The organism is Chryseobacterium salivictor (assembly GCF_004359195.1).
GTDB lineage: Bacteria > Bacteroidota > Bacteroidia > Flavobacteriales > Weeksellaceae > Kaistella > Kaistella salivictor.
This window is the reverse complement of record NZ_CP037954.1, coordinates 2,973,029-2,990,705: the sequence shown is the minus strand read 5'-3', so window position 1 is coordinate 2,990,705 and position 17,677 is coordinate 2,973,029. Positions and strand designations below refer to the sequence as shown.

Below are 17,677 nucleotides of genomic sequence, written 5' to 3'. Positions count from 1 at the left end.
TAATTTTACTGATCTTTTTATATCATCAAATAATGAAGCAATTATTTTCTTTTTTTTTAATTCTATTTTATGGGTTGTCATTTTCTCAAAAAATCGCTATAAAACAATTTTCTGAGAAAATCGATTTTAATCAAATTGAGAGCTTGGTACAACATCTCACTTCTGAAATTCCCAAAAAATATGATGAAAAAGATAAGTCAACCTATTATGATAATATTTATAGGGTCCGCATGGTTGCTGGTAAATATGATTTAGCACTTAAGGAATTGGATTCGGTTAGAAGTATTTTCATAGACAGCAATTCTATGATTGCAAATGCAATGGGGACACAACATGAGATTTATATTAAAACCATTGTTAATCCAGATGCCAAAAATAATTTTGAATATATATATAGAACTGAATTCAAAAAAAAGTATGAAACATTACCTGCTAAATCACAAATTATTCTACCTCTATATTTTAAAGGTGATAGCGATAAAATAAGGAAAGGACTTGTAGATTTACTGCAAAAAGAGTTTATCGGAAAAGATAGTGTTGATGTAAAGACTGCTTTGAAACTTTGCAGAGATTACAACGGTTATATTGTAGTAAAAAAATCTTTTCATCTAGCAAATCAATATTTAAAAGAATTTGACGCAGAAAACTTTATGGTCAAAGATAGTATCTTGATAAAAAACAAATCCAATGGCAATATATCGATCAGAGTAGTAGTAAATAATAAAATTAAAAAAGCAGAATCTACAATTATCATCAATACAATTTATGCCGATGAAGATGATATCAATGATGCTAAAATGAAGGCAAGTTATGGCTATAACTGTGTATACATTTACACACGTGGAAAACATTTAAGCAAGGATAAAATTGAACCTTTTGAGCATGAGCAAGAAGATATTAATGAGGTTATTGACTGGATCGTAAAGCAACCCTGGAGCAATGGCAAAGTTGGAATGATTGGAGGAAGTTATTTAGGTTTCAGTCAATGGTCAGCAGCTAAAAAATTACATCCAGCTCTTAAAACCATTATTCCTCAAGCCTCCGTGGGAATTGGTTCTATGGATTTCCCTATGAATAACAATGTCTTTGGTTCATATTCTTTAAGATGGCTAAATTATGTAACAAACAATAAGACCACGGATACTGAAAATTTCAGGAATGAAGAAAAATGGAATTCAGTTTATAAAAAATGGTATGTAAGTGGTCTTCCTTTCAATAAATTAGATTCTATAAGCGGAAACAGAAACGAAATTTTTCAACGTTGGCTACAACACCCTAACCATGATCAATTTTGGAAAAATATGGTTCCCGACAAAGAGGAGTTTTCGAAAATTAATATCCCAATTTTAACAATAACTGGATATTATGACTCAGATCAGTTAGGAGCACTATATTATTTTAGAAATCACTATAAATATAACAGAAACGCCAATCATTATTTAATAATTGGTCCCTATGATCATTCTGGAGCGCAAGGTTACATCAAAGATGAATTATTAGGATATAAAATTGACCCTATTGCCGAAATTGACTTGAATAAAATCTGTATGGAATGGTTTGATTATGTGTTGAAAGAAAAAAATAAACCAACTTTTTTGAAGGATAAAATTAATTATCAAGTGATGGGAACCAATCAATGGAAACATAATTCATCAATTGAAAATTTCGATGAACATCAATTAAAGTTTTATCTTCAAACCCAGAATAATCAATTTGTCTTATCTCAATCGAACTCAAAAAAGAACGGTTTTTCAAAACTGAATATTAATTTCGAAAATAGAAGTGACGCCAGTGAATTAATAAAACAAGAATTAAAAGTTTTAGGTAGTACAATTTATAATAAAAATAGTTTAACATTTTCAACAAATACTTTTGAAAAGCCACTTGAGTTTTCTGGAAATTTTTCTGGGAATTTTAAAATTTCAGTCAATAAAAAAGATGTTGACCTTAATATAAAACTATATGAGCTTTTACCAGACGGAAAATATTTTCTACTTTCCAGCTATGTAGGAAGAGCCAGTTATTCCCAAAATCCTGGAAAAAGAAAATTACTCATTCCAAATAAAAAAGCTAATATTTCAATAAAAAATAATGAATTTGTAAGCAAAAAAATAGAAAAAGGCAGCAGATTAGTTGCAGTAATTGGTGTTAACAAAAATCCTTTCTTCGAGATAAATTACGGGTCAGGAAAAGAGGTAAGCAAAGAATCAATCGAAGATGCAAAAGAACCTTTGGAAATCAAGTTTTATAATGATAGTTATATAAGAATCCCAATTTCACAAAACTAAATGGCTCAATTTCCATATCAATTTTTCAATAATTTTGTTACCAGATCTCCTGTTTTATCCTATAGACATTTTCAAAAACTATTTTCGCAAGAAGAATTTGATGAAAATAAAATAAAAGACACATTCAGCAACTCTCTTCTTCAGGAAGCTATTTATTTAGCTTCTCCAAATCTTTATAAAGAACTTTTTAAATGGATTTCGCAAGAAAAACAATTTTCTAAAAAAGAACAAAAAAGATTAATAAATACATTTTTAAAATACCTCAGTAGGATGAGTTCAAGATGTACTCCATTTGGATTATTTTCTGGTGTTGGTTTGGGAAAATTTGGAAATGAAAATTCGACAATGTGCGTCAATACATCTCAAAAATTGAGGGATACAAAACTTGATATGCATTTTTTAGGTGCTTTATCTCAGCATTTACTCACAATCCCTAAAATAAAAAAAAATATTCTATTTTTTCCAAATAACAGTATTTACAAAATAGGTGAAAAAATCAGATATATAGAGTATGAAAGTAGAAATGGAAAAAGAGATTATATTATTTCATCAGCTCCATTTTCAGAAGAACTTAAAACTATAGTCGCTTTTTCTAAAAATGGAAAAACTATTAGCCAACTAGTTTCTACACTTATTAATAAAGAATTCTCACAGAATGATGTGCAGGCATATATAGAAGAATTAATTGATAACCAGATCTTAATTAGCGAACTTGAACCCAATGTTGCAGGTGATGATTTTTTAGATATTCTCATACCAATCTTAGAAAGAATAGAAGCAACTAATGAAAAAGAAATTCTAATTTCTATTAAGAATAAAATGATAGCGCTGGATTTACATTTTGGAAATTCTAATTTAGTTTATCTTGAAATTGAAGAACTTATAAAAAAGTTAAATGTAAGTTATGATCGAAGTTACCTTTTTCAGACAGATCTTTATTTTGATCAAAAAAACCAGCTTTCGTATTTGTGGAAAAAAGAATTAAAAAAAGGAATTTCTATTCTAAATAAAATTACTCATCTTAATAATAAAGATACTCATCTTGAAAAATTTAAAAAAGCATTTTATGAAAGATTTGAAAACGAAGAAGTTCCCTTGTCATTTGTTTTAGATACAGAAGTTGGTATCGGCTATCGACAAGATATCCAAACAAAGGGAATTCATCCCTATATTAATGATGTAATCTTACCTGTTTCTAAAGAAAAACAGGAATTAAATATAAAACTAAATCCTTTTCAAGTTATTCTCAATCAAAAATTGCAAAATGCTTACGTCGAAAGAGAATATATAATAAATCTTTCGGATGAAGACCTCAAAACTTTCGAAGAAAATTGGAATGATTTACCCGATACGATGTTTTTTATGACCGAAATCATTTCAGAAAATAACCATGAAAAATTGTATTTGAATAATGGAAGTGGCAACGCAGGACGATTGTTAGCAAGGTTTTGCTCTGAAAAATCAAATATTAAAGAATTAGTACAAGATATTACCCAAAAAGAAGAAGAACTTAATTCTAATAAAATTTTAGCCGAAATTATACATCTTTCGGAATCCAGAATTGGAAACATTCTTAGGCGGCCGAAAATAAGAAATTACGAAATTCCTTATTTAGCGAAATCACTTCTACCATTCGAAAATCAGATTACAGTGGATGATTTATATATTTCGATGAAAAATGACAGAATTGTATTGCGTTCTAAAAGATTGGATAAGGAAATAAAACCGTCTCTAACAAATGCACACAATTACTCTGCCAATAGTTTGCCCGTTTATCATTTTTTGAGTGATCTAAATTCCCAAAATACAAGATTTGGATTGCGTTTCGACTGGGGCGGATTAACTCATATTTATAATTTTTTACCACGCGTAGAATATGGAAACATTATTCTCTCAAAAGCGCAATGGAAGATAAGTTCAGAGGAAATTCATTTACTCGTATCATTATTAAATAATACAGATCAACTAAGAAATGAAATAAAAAGCTGGAGAAATAAAAAACAAATCCCGCAATGGGTTCAATGGGTAAAATCTGATAATACATTGGTGATAAATCTGGAAAATCAAGATTTATTATCTATGTTCTTATCTTCTGTTAAAAATGAGAAAATGATTTTAATAGAAGAATTTTTACACAATGAAAAAGACAATTTTATTCATCAGTTTATATTTCCAATTCATAAAAAACAGCTCAATTAATGATGACCAGAAAATTTCTCCCTGGAAGTGAATGGTTGTACTTTAAAATTTATACAGGTGTAAAAACCTCGGATATTATTTTGCAAGAAGCAATAATTCCTTTAGTAAATTCTCTATTGAAAGAAGAACAACTTATTATCAAATGGTTTTTCATTCGCTACAACGACCCTAAACCTCATTTGAGAATCCGTTTTCAACTTACAGATACCACCATTATTGACTATAAAAGTGTTCTGGAAAAAGTAAACCATCAGTTAAAAGATTTTATAGATTCAAGAGAAATTGAAAATATCATTATAGATTCCTATACACGAGAACTAGAAAGATACGGTGAAAATACAATCGAATTTGCTGAAGAGTTATTTTACAAAAGCAGTGAATTAATTTTAAAATTTTTAGAATATGATGATGAAGAAAAAATTATCGTTTCTATGTTCTATATTGACAAAATACTTTCCGCATTAAGACTTTCAGAAAATGAAAAATGGGAATGGATAAAAAAATTCAATAATTCGTATAAAAAAGAATTTAATGCGGATAAAAATCTGAATACTCAATTAGATGAAAAATTCAGAAAATTTAAATCGGATTATATAAATTTTGTTAAATCTGATGAATTTGCAGAAATAAGAAATCTAATTATTTTAAATATTGAAAAAAGTGGAATCTTGATAGAAAATATAATTTTAATTCCATTATTATCTGATTTTTTCCAAAGTATTTTTCATTTACACATTAACAGAACATTTGTTTTTGATCAACGGTTATTTGAGATGATTATTTATGATTATATGAACAGATACTATAAACTCATGTTTTATAGGAATTTACAAAATTAAATTTCTCGGAATTAAAAGAATATCCAGAATGTTTCAAAAGATATAAAATTCAATACAAAAGATTTATTGGCAAGAGATTTCTTTTTAATTCAACTTGCTGAAAAATTTGATTTTTTAATATATAATAATACTGATTTCTGTATTGTGTTTTTAAAAAATTGTTTTGAAATAGAAACTGAACAAAATAATGAACAAGAAGAAAATCAAAAGTTAAAAGTAAGAGAATGTAATGATCTTTTTATTTCCTACGATTTTGATGAAATTAATGCAATTATTATTGATGAATTAAAAACACCAATTTTGAAAAGTCGTTTTTTCACAGCAATGTCTAATTATTTAGATGATGATTTTGCTGTAAGCGATTTACAAGATTTTGAAACTTTAATAATAAAACGACTTCGGTATCTATTAGATTGTAAAATATTGGCGATTTTTGGAACAGACAATTTTAAAGCTCAATATTGAAATTTTTTCCTTTCTTCAACCAACCCGACGCCAAAGATTGCGGATCAACTTGCCTTAGAATCGTCAGTAAATACTACGGCAAAACCATTCCTTTACAACAAATCCGCAGCTTATCAGAAACCACAAGAGAAGGAAGTTCTTTACTGGGGTTAAGCGACACCGCAGAAAATTTGGGTTTCCGAAGTTTGGGAGTGCAAATCGACGTCAGAACCTTAGAATGAGCAGAGGTTAAGCAACAATATTAAGTTATTAAAAGCTTGAAATTTAAATGTTTATTTTGTCAAATAAGAGTTAATGCAACTTTGATTGACAAATCAAAAGATTGTCAATTTTTAAAATTCACAAGCATATATAAATGTAAATATAATGCAACGAGTCCGCATATAATAATTACAGGTGTTTTTCTTGCACCTGCATAAAATAGATACAACACCTGTGTAAATTGGACATAGGTTTAGACTCTATATGCGTAAAATGATTACAGCAATTATCCTTTTTTTTTATGAGCAATAATTATTTAATTCTCCCATAATCAATCTCTCGAATTTTGCGATAGTTTATTTTCAGAAGCCCCTTAAACTTTGGAGGTTTTGATAGCAAGATGTGTCTTTGTACGTACAAACTTTTCAAGTTTTATCTACAAAGACGATCTTGCCTTTTTTTCAAAAAGGGAGAAAAACTTCGGGACTTAGTTTTTTTTCCTAATATTTAAATATTTTATTTGTGAATTATTTTTTGAAGATCATTGAAATACAAATATTTACTAATAATCCAAAATCAGTAATTAATAGCCCTTACTGCAATAAAGCGTCGAAGTGGTGGAAAATAGGATTAAGTTCATTGGTCAATGAGCATAAAAGGGCAAGTTTTAACCGATATCTCAGTGAGCTACGGAGAGGCTTAGCAAAGACAAAAAATACCGAAGTTATAGCAGCAAAACTCTTGTGAAAGAGTGCGGTATCGAGTCAAGGACAAACTTTTCGTCTCTATTTTCAGAAATAAATGGTATATCATTTACTGAATTTGTCAACAAATATAACAATGGGCTGGAAAGTGAAATTATATAGATCATAAAACAACTTTTAAGAGTTTTCTACGGTTTTCCTTAATTATTATTAAATTATCATAGTTGTTTTTAACCGCTTATGGAACAGTAATATACTATCAAATCGAAGGGGCGTATTGTCACAGAGCCTGACGTAATGTCTATCAGATCGAAAAGTTAGTTAAAAACAGATCTCGTAAATAAATTAGATGTACCTTTTAGAACAAAAAAATAATTCAGTGAGATTATGTCAGAGGCAAACTCTCCTGATTTTTTATTATAATTATGATCGACAATGTCAGTGAACCCGCTGCCTTCCTAATTAAAAGAAAAATATTATTTGGCCTAGCCAAATTTAAACCTAAGATTATTGTATGATAAGTATTGAAAATATAGTAGAAATTTGTGTAGCAATAGATATTGCGATATTAGGCATTGCATATCCCATAATTGTAGATAAGACTTCGAATATAGGTGATAAATACCAGTCTGAATATCTATCCGTTTTATTTAACTATGAATATCCGCAAAAAGCTCTGAAGTTTAAAATCGGGGAAAAAGAGTACAATATTTCCCTATTTAAGTTAATTCTGTTTGCAACGCTTATTTCATTTCTATTTGTAATTTTTAAATCACAGCCTTTCTTTGGATGGGATAACTGGTTTATTAATAATTCAGCCAATTTTTTAGTTTTTGCTTTTACAATTTTATTGACCGTATTGTTCTTCAAATGGTTAGAGAAAGTTAGTTTATTTAATGGGAAGTCAAGCTCTTTATTAAGCCATATAATCAGGGAAAATGATGCTTTATCTGAAAAAGATGAAAAGAGACAGTACTATCTGAAAGCGATTAATGAAATGACTTATTACGCCATAGAAAAACAGGATGAGCATCTACAAGAGACGTTACTTGAATTTTACTACAAAACTTTTGCAAATATCCGAAGAAACAATCCCAAAGATGCACTGTTAGTATATCCGGTCGACCTGTATTTTATGGTCAACAAACTTAATGAAGAATCCACAGTCGTCCAAAACAGAAAGTTAAGGGCAATTGAACATCGAGCCGTAAGCGGTATTTGGCTATTAGGAGAAGATTTCGAAGAGATTATCATATCTAATGAAACATACCATTCTCTTTGGCGTAATATTTATACAATTTGTGATTACCCGAGACTGGTGAAAATGTTTTGGGCTCATTCAAGTCAGTATTATGATTACAGACTTAGATTGCTTATTCCAAACTACGAATCGGGTGGTAATATAAGCAATGAAATTGAAGTTGAAAGAAGAGATTTGGAACGCCAGCGTTTTCTAGAATTCCATTATGCATTAGGTGGTTTGATGTATTATCGAGGTCAGTATGATATATTAAAATACTTTTTTGAATTCACGCAATCTCAACCTCCTAAATATGTTCTGTTACCGAAATCTATGGCCGAGATATTTCATTGGTTTGAACACTTCAGTAATGAATACAAAAATATAGGAGCACCAATCGACTTTAAGTATTATTTTCCTGAGCTGGATAATCTGGGCAATAGAAGACAGGTCACCTATTGGATATGTTGTTATTTAACCATATTGTTCATTAGGCAATTTTTCCAGGTACAATATTATAGTTATCAGAATTTTACCGATCTTCCGAACCTACCGGATGAGGTAGGAGAGTTAGGTAATTGGCTTAATAATATATCTTTTTTTGAGAAGTGTCTAAAAGATGTTCGTGAAAATACAGAGTTGCTTCACACTTTAAATTATGAAGAGGATGATACTAAGAAAGCCGAATTAGAACAATTTGTTGAGCATTTAAAACAATCCATAACTGATAAAATTGGGAATCAAAAACTTAACGCCGAACTTTCGGAGAGGATGATCCAGAACTTCTACGAAGGCTCAAATTCTATACTAGGAGACGCTTTCCGTGAATACGACTCTATTTTTATACCGTTGGATGAGCAGCACAAGGAAGGGAGAACTAAAGTATCTGTGACCGGAAGTACGATCTTGATGTCCAAAGCTGCATTTACGGAAGGCGATACACCTCATATAAATTATGATACAGTTTTTGCTGCGGCTTTAGCTAGAGAAGGCATTAATAGATACATACCAAACTCTTTTGCGATAGCCAGAACAAAAAGATATTTATTAAGAGCTGAAGATTTGATACCCGGATTAACAAGATTGATAGGCGAACATACTGGAATCGTACTCATTGGGATAGGACTTCACTATCAAGCTAAAGAAATTATTGATAAAAGTAGTTTTAAAAGCCGAGTATTGGAGATACCTGCCACAGAATATGGTACTCAAGATCTAATATTCGTCGTCCGAAAAGATGATTTACCAGCTATAGAGCATAGAGCTTTACAGCAAGAGGAGATTGATGAATTAAGACTTGTACTTATAAATGACGAATTAAAAATCTACGGATCGGTAATAGATATCAATAAAGAGGAGAACAGGGAGACAAAAGATCGATGGAATTTAGAGAATGATCCGAATAATCAAGATTTAAAGGTTCAGTTAGCATTGGCATTTTTGAGTGTAATTCACTGGAAGGATTCAAGAGAGGTCGTACAAATCAGCGTAAATACAGAATATCGCGAGCAAGGTATTCCTAATGTTCTAAATGATATTATGCCATTTGAAAAAAGTGCTGATAAATAAGATGTTAGTTGATATCTTGAATTTTTATTCCTATTATAATTTCTCTGCAAAACGTATTGGGATACCTTGTATCCCACAAATAACCCACAACGGCTATCGGGGGAGAGGTGAAAGGGGCAGCCGTTGCAGCCGATTTTTCACCAAAAGCCAACGGCTTTTGGCCGCGGCAGTTGAAAAAACTGTCGATGGTAAAGGGCTGAGATTTGAAATTTTGAAGGTTCAGGAAGGATCCCTTGTTTTTTGTCATTCCAGTTTTAAGTAGATTCAATAGGAGGGAAGCTCCCAACTGCGCAATGATACTATTGATGAAAAGATCCTGTTTTGAAAGTGATTCGGCTAAAGAACAGCTTGGCTGAATAAGCATTAAAATGTCAATGAAGTTAATGGCTAATCTCGAACTTCAATCTCAAATTTATTATTTTCAAAAAGGGTATCCATTATTGTAAAAAAGCGATGTGTTCTAATAAATTTAGCAATTCTTATTCAACTATTTAAATTTCTTTTGTTAAGATTATAAATATTACTAAATTGCTTTGAAAGCTAAATAACCAATTATGAAATTAAAAATTAATAGTGTCGTAGACTATGGTACGCTCGAAAGTGAAAGAGTAAACCTGACTGTTGTTGAAGACTGCAATCTCAACCATTACATACTCATAGACACAACCTATTCAGGTGAGGATACTATCTCTAATAAAATAAGACATACGCACTGGTTCAATTCCCAAAAAGTCAAAAAAGGGGATGAGGTTGTTCTTTACACAAAAACCGGAAAAACCAAAATTGAAGACATTAATAATGGTATAAATAAAAGATATACAATGTATTGGAAATTAGGCAATTCTGTATGGAATAATGCTGGTGACGCTGCAGTTCTGCTGGAAGTTACTGCTTGGAAAACTACTATGGTAAGTGAAAATTAATTAGATATTAAAGAACAGAATATGCACCCAATTGATATAGTAGGTTTTAACAATTTCAGAATTTTTAATGATCAGCAGGGATTCCTGGAAACCTTCTCAGCAATTAACCTGTTGACAGGGACCAATAATTCGGGTAAAAGTTCGATCATTAAAGGAATGCAACTGTTAAAGAACAGTGTAAATGCAAATGTTTTTCCAAATGAATTAGATCTAACGGACCAAGAGCATTTATTGGGAAATCTAGAAAACTTGTTATTCAATAAAAAAAGCAAGCAGCTTATGATTTCCTTACCATTCAATTTCTTTGGACACAGATACACATATATAAAACTTTCATATGCTGTTTTATCTAGTGATTCTTATAAGGGAAAACTCAGAAAAATGGAAGTTTGCGACCGTCGGAATAATGACAGTCTATTATTTTTCGAATACAGGGATGCAGACGATCTTGACAAAACGGATGATATGGAGAAATATCAAAAGCAGATGCAGGAATACGAAGTGCAAAAAGACGATCCATCTCTTAATAAAAAGGATTTTTGGGAAATGTACGGAATATTTGGTAGACCCGACGAGAACCCTTTGGAGGGTTTTGTGGAATGGAGGGTTAATTCTGAGAAGCTGCACAGCTTTTTGTCTGAAACATTAGTATTTTATAAGTTTTATCTGGAAGAAAAAAGGAATGCAAAATGGCTCGAATGGGTAGATGGAGTTGCAGAGGAAAAGGACTATTCTTTTATACCCTCTGTTATAATTAAATCTTTCAGATCGGACGCTAATATTGACAAATGGGAGAAATTTGTTGATAAGCTTAAAGAAACTGATATTAAAGAAGGTAAATTAAAGATCGGAGAAAGGGAATTTGAACCAGATGAAGTGTTTTTTCCGCACCGATCAATAGAGAGAGTCTTTTTTGAAAGTTCTTTGGAGATAATAAGAGATAACCTAATCTGGCGCGATATTGAGACCACAGATGAAGATTATACTAAATATAATGTGCTAGAGAACACTTTCAAAAAAAGCTGGGAAGTTTTAAAGCAGCGTGTGCAGTCGATAAACTACCTTTCTACAGTAAGGGAGCAGAATGTAAGAATTTACAATGCTACTTTAAATTCTCCTTTTATAAATCTGTTAAAGGCGTACATCCCTTTGCAGCATGACCCATGGTCATTTTTAAATACCTATTTAAAGGCCTTCGAAATCGGAAAAAGATTAGAGATAGAATTCAGGCTCGACTATCAGTTAATTTTTGTTTCGGTTATTGATTTCAATGACGAAAAGAGAGAACTTGTTGACTATGGTTATGGAATTAAACAGCTTATTTTATTATTGATTCAAATCAGCGTATTGTCAGAAAAAAATAAAAGGCTCATTCATGACTACGGTGAAGAAGGAGAGTACTATATGGACTATTTTGATCCATGCTTACTTCTCATTGAGGAACCTGAGACAAATTTACACCCCAAATGGCAGTCATTGCTTGCTGAAATGTTTTTTGAAGCGAATAAAAAGTTCAATATACAATTGGTCATAGAAACACATAGCGAGTATCTGATACGTAAATTCCAAAATCTGGTTGCTAGTGAAAAGCAATCAGAAAGTTTGATCAAGATATTTTATTTAAGAAACTTAGGAGCTATTGAGGCAGGCAGGACGCAAGTGGAGACAATTGTGATTGAAGAGGATGGCGGTATTAATTATGAAGCGTTTGATAGTGGATTCTTTGATGAATCCAACAATTTACAGCTGAGTCTTCTTAACATCAGAAGAGACAGTTTTATGGTCGAATTTGAAGAGCTGAAAAAGAATCTTGAAGAAAATGATGACAAGATTTCGTTACTGGAAGAAAAAATTGATGAGTATGGTAATAGGACTGACTTAGAACGCTATCTGCAGCATGTCGCGTTAATATTTAATACTTCAAAACTGAATCATATAACGGTAGATTATTTGGCATCTGGACAATATCTCTTGCATAATATCAAAGAGGGCACTGATTTTTCTCCAGTGATTCTCCAGTATGGAAGAGCAATGGAGAATGAATTAAAGAAATTATTCGGATCTGTTCATGCTACAAGGAAGTGGACTATTGGTGTGATGCAAGGATCATTAGAAAAATTTAAATTTGGAATAAACAGGATATCAGCTTGTTGCAGTGCAACAGAATATAACTTATTGAGTACAATATTAACCACTATCTTTCAAGATCCATTAACTTTACAAATTGACCTAATAAACGAACTTAGAGAAAAAAGAAATGATGTTGCCCATCCCGGATTGATTATGCAGAAAGAGGATGCTGAGCAGTATATAGAAATAATGAACCAGTTTCTTTCACCATGGTCAGACAATATGCTATAAGTCGTAGATATTTGGAGTGTTTTTTTGTACGTGTTCCTGTATTTTGATTTGATAATTAGCCCCACAAAAAAAAAGAAATAATGCTGTAAGAAAGCTTTGTTCAATATAAGGAGCAGGTATTTGACTCCAGACTTCCTAAATTGCCCTTGAACTTCCTTTTCTGGTAATAAACAAAGTGATAATTTTGAAAATCAATACAACGCATTAAAAAATTATTATGGCTTATATAGAGGAGATTATAGAACGCATGGTGCAAAACGTCGGTAATATTTCTATTGGAGAGGTCGATGTACTGCGGAAACCCTACAAAATTTCAATTTCAAAATTCAAAAGGGACTTTAAACGGAACACGGAGTTTACTCCGCGAGACTACCTGATTAGAATGAAAATTGAATTGGCACGTCATTATAAACTGGAAGATCCTACTTTGACTATAAAAGAGGCCGTATTAAAGATTGGTTGGGATTTAACAGAGCGACAATTTGCTGAACAATTCAAAGTACATTATGGAATGACATTTGGCGGGAAACCTATCGATATGAGGAATATTCCGAAATGGCACAATCAAGAGGAAGAAATTTTCCATGAGCATGAATTTATGTTTTCACGGGATAGGAATGATCTGGAAGAGATTGTTTTTAGGATGGTTCTGCTGACAGGAGCATATACAATCACGAATGATGATCCATTGTGTAAAACGATAAAATATGAGATGGAGAACACTTGTTTTAGGCTGCCAATGTTTGCTTTTGAAAAGGAGGTTATTTTTAGGTTGTTTTTCGACCGCAACAATTATGAACGTTTAGACCTTTTTGCGGTATTTACCCGGGTTGGTGAAGAAGATTACTGCTTTGTTCCAAATGATAAAGATGCCTATTTAAACCTGATCTATAATGTTGCGATCAAGCAAGATGCAGCTTTAAAAAAGAAATTATTGGAATGTATTTCGAATTGGGAAGAGATGGCAGCAGAACAAGATCGTTTAGAATTTCTAGAATATAAGCAACAAACTTATAATAAAAATATAAGGCCTAAGATTAACAGAGATGCTGGCATCTTTGAAGAAAGTCAACGGCTCTATGACAGCATTACCACAGAATTTAAGGCCGAGTATGAAAATCTTCTACAAGGGATGTGCCTGCGCGAAGCAGAACTTTCCAAGTATCTTCGGGCGGTGGAAAAAGAAGATGAGCATATGATCAAATCAACGCTGGAAGTTCTATGCGGAATAGGTGATCTACTTCCGGAAAAACTTGATTTACTGCTGAGTTTGGCGGAATATCCTAATATGGAATTTGTTGAATTCGAAGATTATTCTTTTAGTATGGATAAAACCTTGATTTCGAAAGTGATTCAGGAATATCCGCGAGAAAGTGTGCCTCAGTTTATCTGTGATTATTACCGCGCTTACAAGGATATGATGGAAGGAGACGAGGAAGACAGCGATGAATATCTCGGAAACCTTATTCTGTTAGATATCCTGGATGATTTTATTAAGCTGTAAGTTTCTTGATAAAATTAAAGATACATATTTTCAGAAAGTGGAAAAGTAAAAAGGCAGTCTCTATTATTGACCGCCTTTTTACTTTCTTTGCATTAGCTGTCGGTAGATGTAAATCTACTTATTGGCAAGAGCGTTATAAATTCTTAAAGCGACTTCTTTATCTTTTAAATATCCTGTTATTCCATGCTTGTTCTTTGTGTCATTCTTTACCCCGTCGAAGTTTGTAATTATTGGATCGGTTGTGAAATGGGGTTTTGATAATGGAAAAAGTGAAACAGTATCGTTCTTATCAAAAGCATTGTACCAACCATTAATTGAGCAGGGTGGCATCAATAATGGGCTTTCCATATTTCTTTTTATTACGTTCATTCCCAGTGGCGAGCCAACTGAAATTATTTCATTGATATTCGGAATATTATACTTGCTGAGAATATCATAGCTAATGACAGTTCCGAGGGAATGTCCTACCCAGACACATTTTTCGTCAGGTATAAAAGAAGTGACAAACTCATTTATTGTCTTTCTTATAAAAGGATTTCTGAGGTAATGATAAACATCATTTGTAATTGCCCAGAGGGTGTCCTGCCCAAAATCGGATTCAGAATCAATTGCCCTTAAAATTGCCAGCACCCAAGGCCAGTTTAGCGGACCCTTTTCGGTAACTGCTATATCCCCGATTGCAGCTATTTTATCATCTGAGATGTTTGCATTGACAGCTATCTGGCCCAGAAACTCCGAACAGAATAGTGCAAATTCAGGGTCGACACCATTAGATCCCTTTTCGATGACATCCTTCTGATAACTATTTCTGTCATCTATCAACTTCATCAGCATTTTGCCGTAGTAAGGAAAGATGATGTCCTCTTCGGAAATGTTCAGAGAAAGTTCATTTTTTTGTAGGCCCTCATTGAGTGCGGCTATCCATTCTTCTTTTAGGGTCTTTTCATCAAATTTCTGTTGTGAACGCCCATGTATTAATACTAGTTTCATATATGTTGGTTATTTAGAATTTCGGTAATAAGTAATTCGGTTCCTTTGCTTGTAAAAGTTGTCCATAATCCCGGTTCCAGATATTTTGTGGCATCAATAATTTTCGGATTAATGAAATCTTCATATAAATGTTTATAAGACCACCCGATGGACATTAAAGGACAAAATGCGGCTGTCGGTCTATCAGCGTTCAGTTTTCCTGCAAGCATAGCAACATCAAAGGGTACATAGGGGTTATCCATAGCCATGTACTTGTACACAGATCTGATTTTGTAAAAATCACCGGACTCCCTAAAAGCATATGCTGCATACATTCCAAGTGCTGGATCTAAGGATTTACCCATTCTTAGGAAACTGCCAGCATCATTATATGATCCATAGAAATTACTGAAGTCTACCTTTTGGAATGCTTCTTTATAATTAAATCCATTGTTGGCAGAAATAGCAATTAGACTACGTTTTTTTGTCACTTCGTCTTTCTTGGACTGATAATCATCATACGTATAATGATTCGTTTTTGCCGGTGAATAATTAACTGTAAAAAGATATCCGTCTTTGAAGACAAGCTGTGCAATAAAACCCTCAATTATGGCTATTGGTACAGATCTATCACCTTTTAGTCTTAAAAGACTCCATGAAGTTGGTCGGTACGGATCATCCGGATGAAAGGAGATTGAATTTTTATTTCTATGTTTCCAGGGTGCATTAAGAGAATTATATGGAGTAATAAGATCAATAATTTCTTCGCCAATGACCTCTATGCCTGTATACTTATTGTAAATAGGATCATCAAAAAGTTGCTCCGAAGCGAATATTTTTTCTTCCGCTAAATGTGCTACTTTATTCCTAATATGATCGACATCAGACCTTTCCTTCCATAAACTTACTGAAAACTCTCTTAGTTGTTCCATTTTATTGATTTTATAAGGAAGAGGATCTATTGGGTGAATTATCGGTTTGGGTGGCTTTACACGGTTAAGGATTAGATTTTTTCCTTGTTCATCTGTGAATATTGATAATGGATGTTCCTGTTTATGATTGTTGACCCTAATTTCTGGCGACTGCCCTTTTGTAATTCCAAAGGATCTACTCTCAACAAATTCCTTTAGTTTTATATCCACTTCAGGCCCAGAAATAATCCATTTTTGATTTTGCTGAAGTAAACTTTTATAATTGAAGTCCGCAGTAAGTTGCTTTACGTCGTAATATTTGTCTAGATATCTCTGGATTTTAGCACCGTCCTCTATAGTATTGTTAACAATGGTCTCCAGAAATTCACCTGACAAATAAGCGATTAGGGATTCCGTAAATATTCCATGTGCCTCTTTTAAACTGTCACCAGCAATTTCAAAGGCTGGGGCACCTGGTCTTGTTGCGTAAAATATGTCTATGGTATTGCCCGAATCAATTTTTTGGTTTGGAAATATAGTCTGTCCGCCGGTTGTATGGATTTCATCCGTTGGCAAGGATCGGCAGGCATCAGAAATAAATAGTACGTAGGGGATCGGGCATCTTACGGCATTATCAGCAGATCTGGTCAGATCAACTATTTCATTTCCGTTGTTACCGCCCTCAGAAAGAAACCAGAATTCCTGATTTGGTCCGCGGGAGATGCCATGTCCCGAAAAATAAACTATAATTTGGTTATATTTCATTTCCTCCAAACACTGATTGATACAATCGTATATGTCCCTTACACGAACAATATTTTTATTTTCGTCCGTAAATAGTTTTATATCGTAGCCTTGCGCTGTAGCCCATTTGGAGAATTCGACAGCACCTTTTGAAGCACCTTTCAGAGGTGTGAAATTTTGGACATTATTCACTCCAATACATATTGCGATTCTAGACATGGTTAATAGTTTTTGGAAGTTTCCTTAACTAAAAATAGTAAAATAATTGTTATTAAAATTAAAATACATAATTTTTCTTTGTCTTAATAGTCGTACGGTTGCCTTTTGAAACATTCCCTCCATATCCTTAATAGAGAACAGGAGTTTATACATTTGATTTATTATCTATACTATTCCTGCATTATATGCAATACAAAGCGGGCGAAAGTTATTATTTTATGTAGAAAAGGTTATTGACAGCCAGAAGAGTGTTACCATTTTCTTTAAGGGAGCAGAAATCTTTTCCCGAAGCAAATCTGCTGCAAAAGAATTTATAGATGCAGCTGTGATGGTATATAAAAATAAAGACCAAATTGCAATGGAAGGTTTCTTTTTTGCAAAACAGACTTCTAATGAAATAAAACTTCTACCCTCACAAACCGGAGATTTTATATAGGAAAATTATTGAAAAAGTTCTGGTGAATAACACTACGAGCTTCATGATTTTCAATATGGTAAAAATAAATGGACTCCTTACGATAAAGTAGAAAAGATATCTTTT

At 32.5% G+C, this 17,677-nt stretch carries 12 protein-coding genes; 9 read left to right on the top strand and 3 right to left on the bottom strand.

Annotation, left to right across the window (positions count from 1 at the left end):
* The first annotated feature begins 32 nt into the window (after window positions 1–32).
* The 6 genes from NBC122_RS13565 to NBC122_RS13540 all read left to right on the top strand — a co-directional run bounded on the left by NBC122_RS13565 (window position 33) and on the right by NBC122_RS13540 (window position 9,505).
* The gene (locus NBC122_RS13565) at window positions 33–2,288 is read left to right on the top strand and encodes a CocE/NonD family hydrolase (protein ID WP_133440888.1); all 2,256 of its coding nucleotides are present in this window, start codon (window positions 33–35) and stop codon (window positions 2,286–2,288) included.
* A complete protein-coding gene (locus NBC122_RS13560; RefSeq protein WP_133440887.1) occupies window positions 2,289–4,487 on the top strand; it encodes a lantibiotic dehydratase family protein in 2,199 nt (732 codons plus the stop codon). It abuts the gene before it with no gap.
* Window positions 4,487–5,326: a thiopeptide-type bacteriocin biosynthesis protein gene (locus tag NBC122_RS13555; RefSeq protein WP_133440886.1), complete on the top strand. Its 840-nt coding sequence runs from the start codon at window positions 4,487–4,489 to the stop codon at window positions 5,324–5,326. Before NBC122_RS13560 ends, NBC122_RS13555 begins: the two co-directional genes overlap by 1 nt.
* A 66-nt stretch (window positions 5,327–5,392) precedes the next feature.
* The gene (locus NBC122_RS13550; protein WP_133440885.1) at window positions 5,393–5,791 is read left to right on the top strand and encodes a hypothetical protein; all 399 of its coding nucleotides are present in this window, start codon (window positions 5,393–5,395) and stop codon (window positions 5,789–5,791) included.
* Entirely contained in the window at window positions 5,788–6,012 is a 225-nt protein-coding gene (locus NBC122_RS13545) for a cysteine peptidase family C39 domain-containing protein (protein ID WP_133440884.1), read from the top strand. Before NBC122_RS13550 ends, NBC122_RS13545 begins: the two co-directional genes overlap by 4 nt.
* 1,198 nt (window positions 6,013–7,210) lie before the next feature.
* Window positions 7,211–9,505 carry a hypothetical protein gene (locus NBC122_RS13540; protein WP_133440883.1) on the top strand — a complete coding sequence of 765 codons (2,295 nt, stop codon included), beginning with the start codon at window positions 7,211–7,213 and terminating at the stop codon, window positions 9,503–9,505.
* 4 nt (window positions 9,506–9,509) lie between these two features.
* Here NBC122_RS13540 and NBC122_RS13535 read toward each other — a convergent pair whose 3' ends face one another.
* Complete coding sequence (locus NBC122_RS13535; protein ID WP_165983167.1) at window positions 9,510–9,752, bottom strand: hypothetical protein; 243 nt, start codon at window positions 9,750–9,752, stop codon at window positions 9,510–9,512.
* 307 nt (window positions 9,753–10,059) lie between these two features.
* Here NBC122_RS13535 and NBC122_RS13530 point away from each other — a divergent pair, with 307 nt between their 5' ends.
* From NBC122_RS13530 to NBC122_RS13520, 3 genes are all read left to right on the top strand, one after another.
* Window positions 10,060–10,428 carry a hypothetical protein gene (locus tag NBC122_RS13530; RefSeq protein ID WP_133440881.1) on the top strand — a complete coding sequence of 123 codons (369 nt, stop codon included), beginning with the start codon at window positions 10,060–10,062 and terminating at the stop codon, window positions 10,426–10,428.
* Between the two features lie 21 nt (window positions 10,429–10,449).
* Complete coding sequence (locus NBC122_RS13525) at window positions 10,450–12,789, top strand: AAA family ATPase (RefSeq protein ID WP_133440880.1); 2,340 nt, start codon at window positions 10,450–10,452, stop codon at window positions 12,787–12,789.
* Window positions 12,790–13,006: 217 nt separating this feature from the next.
* On the top strand, window positions 13,007–14,293 hold the full coding sequence (locus NBC122_RS13520) for a helix-turn-helix domain-containing protein (RefSeq protein ID WP_133440879.1): 1,287 nt from the start codon (window positions 13,007–13,009) through the stop codon (window positions 14,291–14,293).
* A 114-nt stretch (window positions 14,294–14,407) separates the two neighbouring features.
* Here the strand turns inward: NBC122_RS13520 and NBC122_RS13515 are convergent, their stop codons facing one another.
* Together NBC122_RS13515 and NBC122_RS13510 are read right to left on the bottom strand one after the other, a co-directional pair.
* Entirely contained in the window at window positions 14,408–15,283 is an 876-nt protein-coding gene (locus NBC122_RS13515) for a hypothetical protein (protein ID WP_133440878.1), read from the bottom strand.
* Window positions 15,280–17,136, bottom strand: coding sequence for a caspase family protein (locus tag NBC122_RS13510; protein WP_133440877.1), 1,857 nt, complete (start codon window positions 17,134–17,136; stop codon window positions 15,280–15,282). Before NBC122_RS13510 ends, NBC122_RS13515 begins: the two co-directional genes overlap by 4 nt.
* Window positions 17,137–17,677 lie beyond the last annotated feature (541 nt).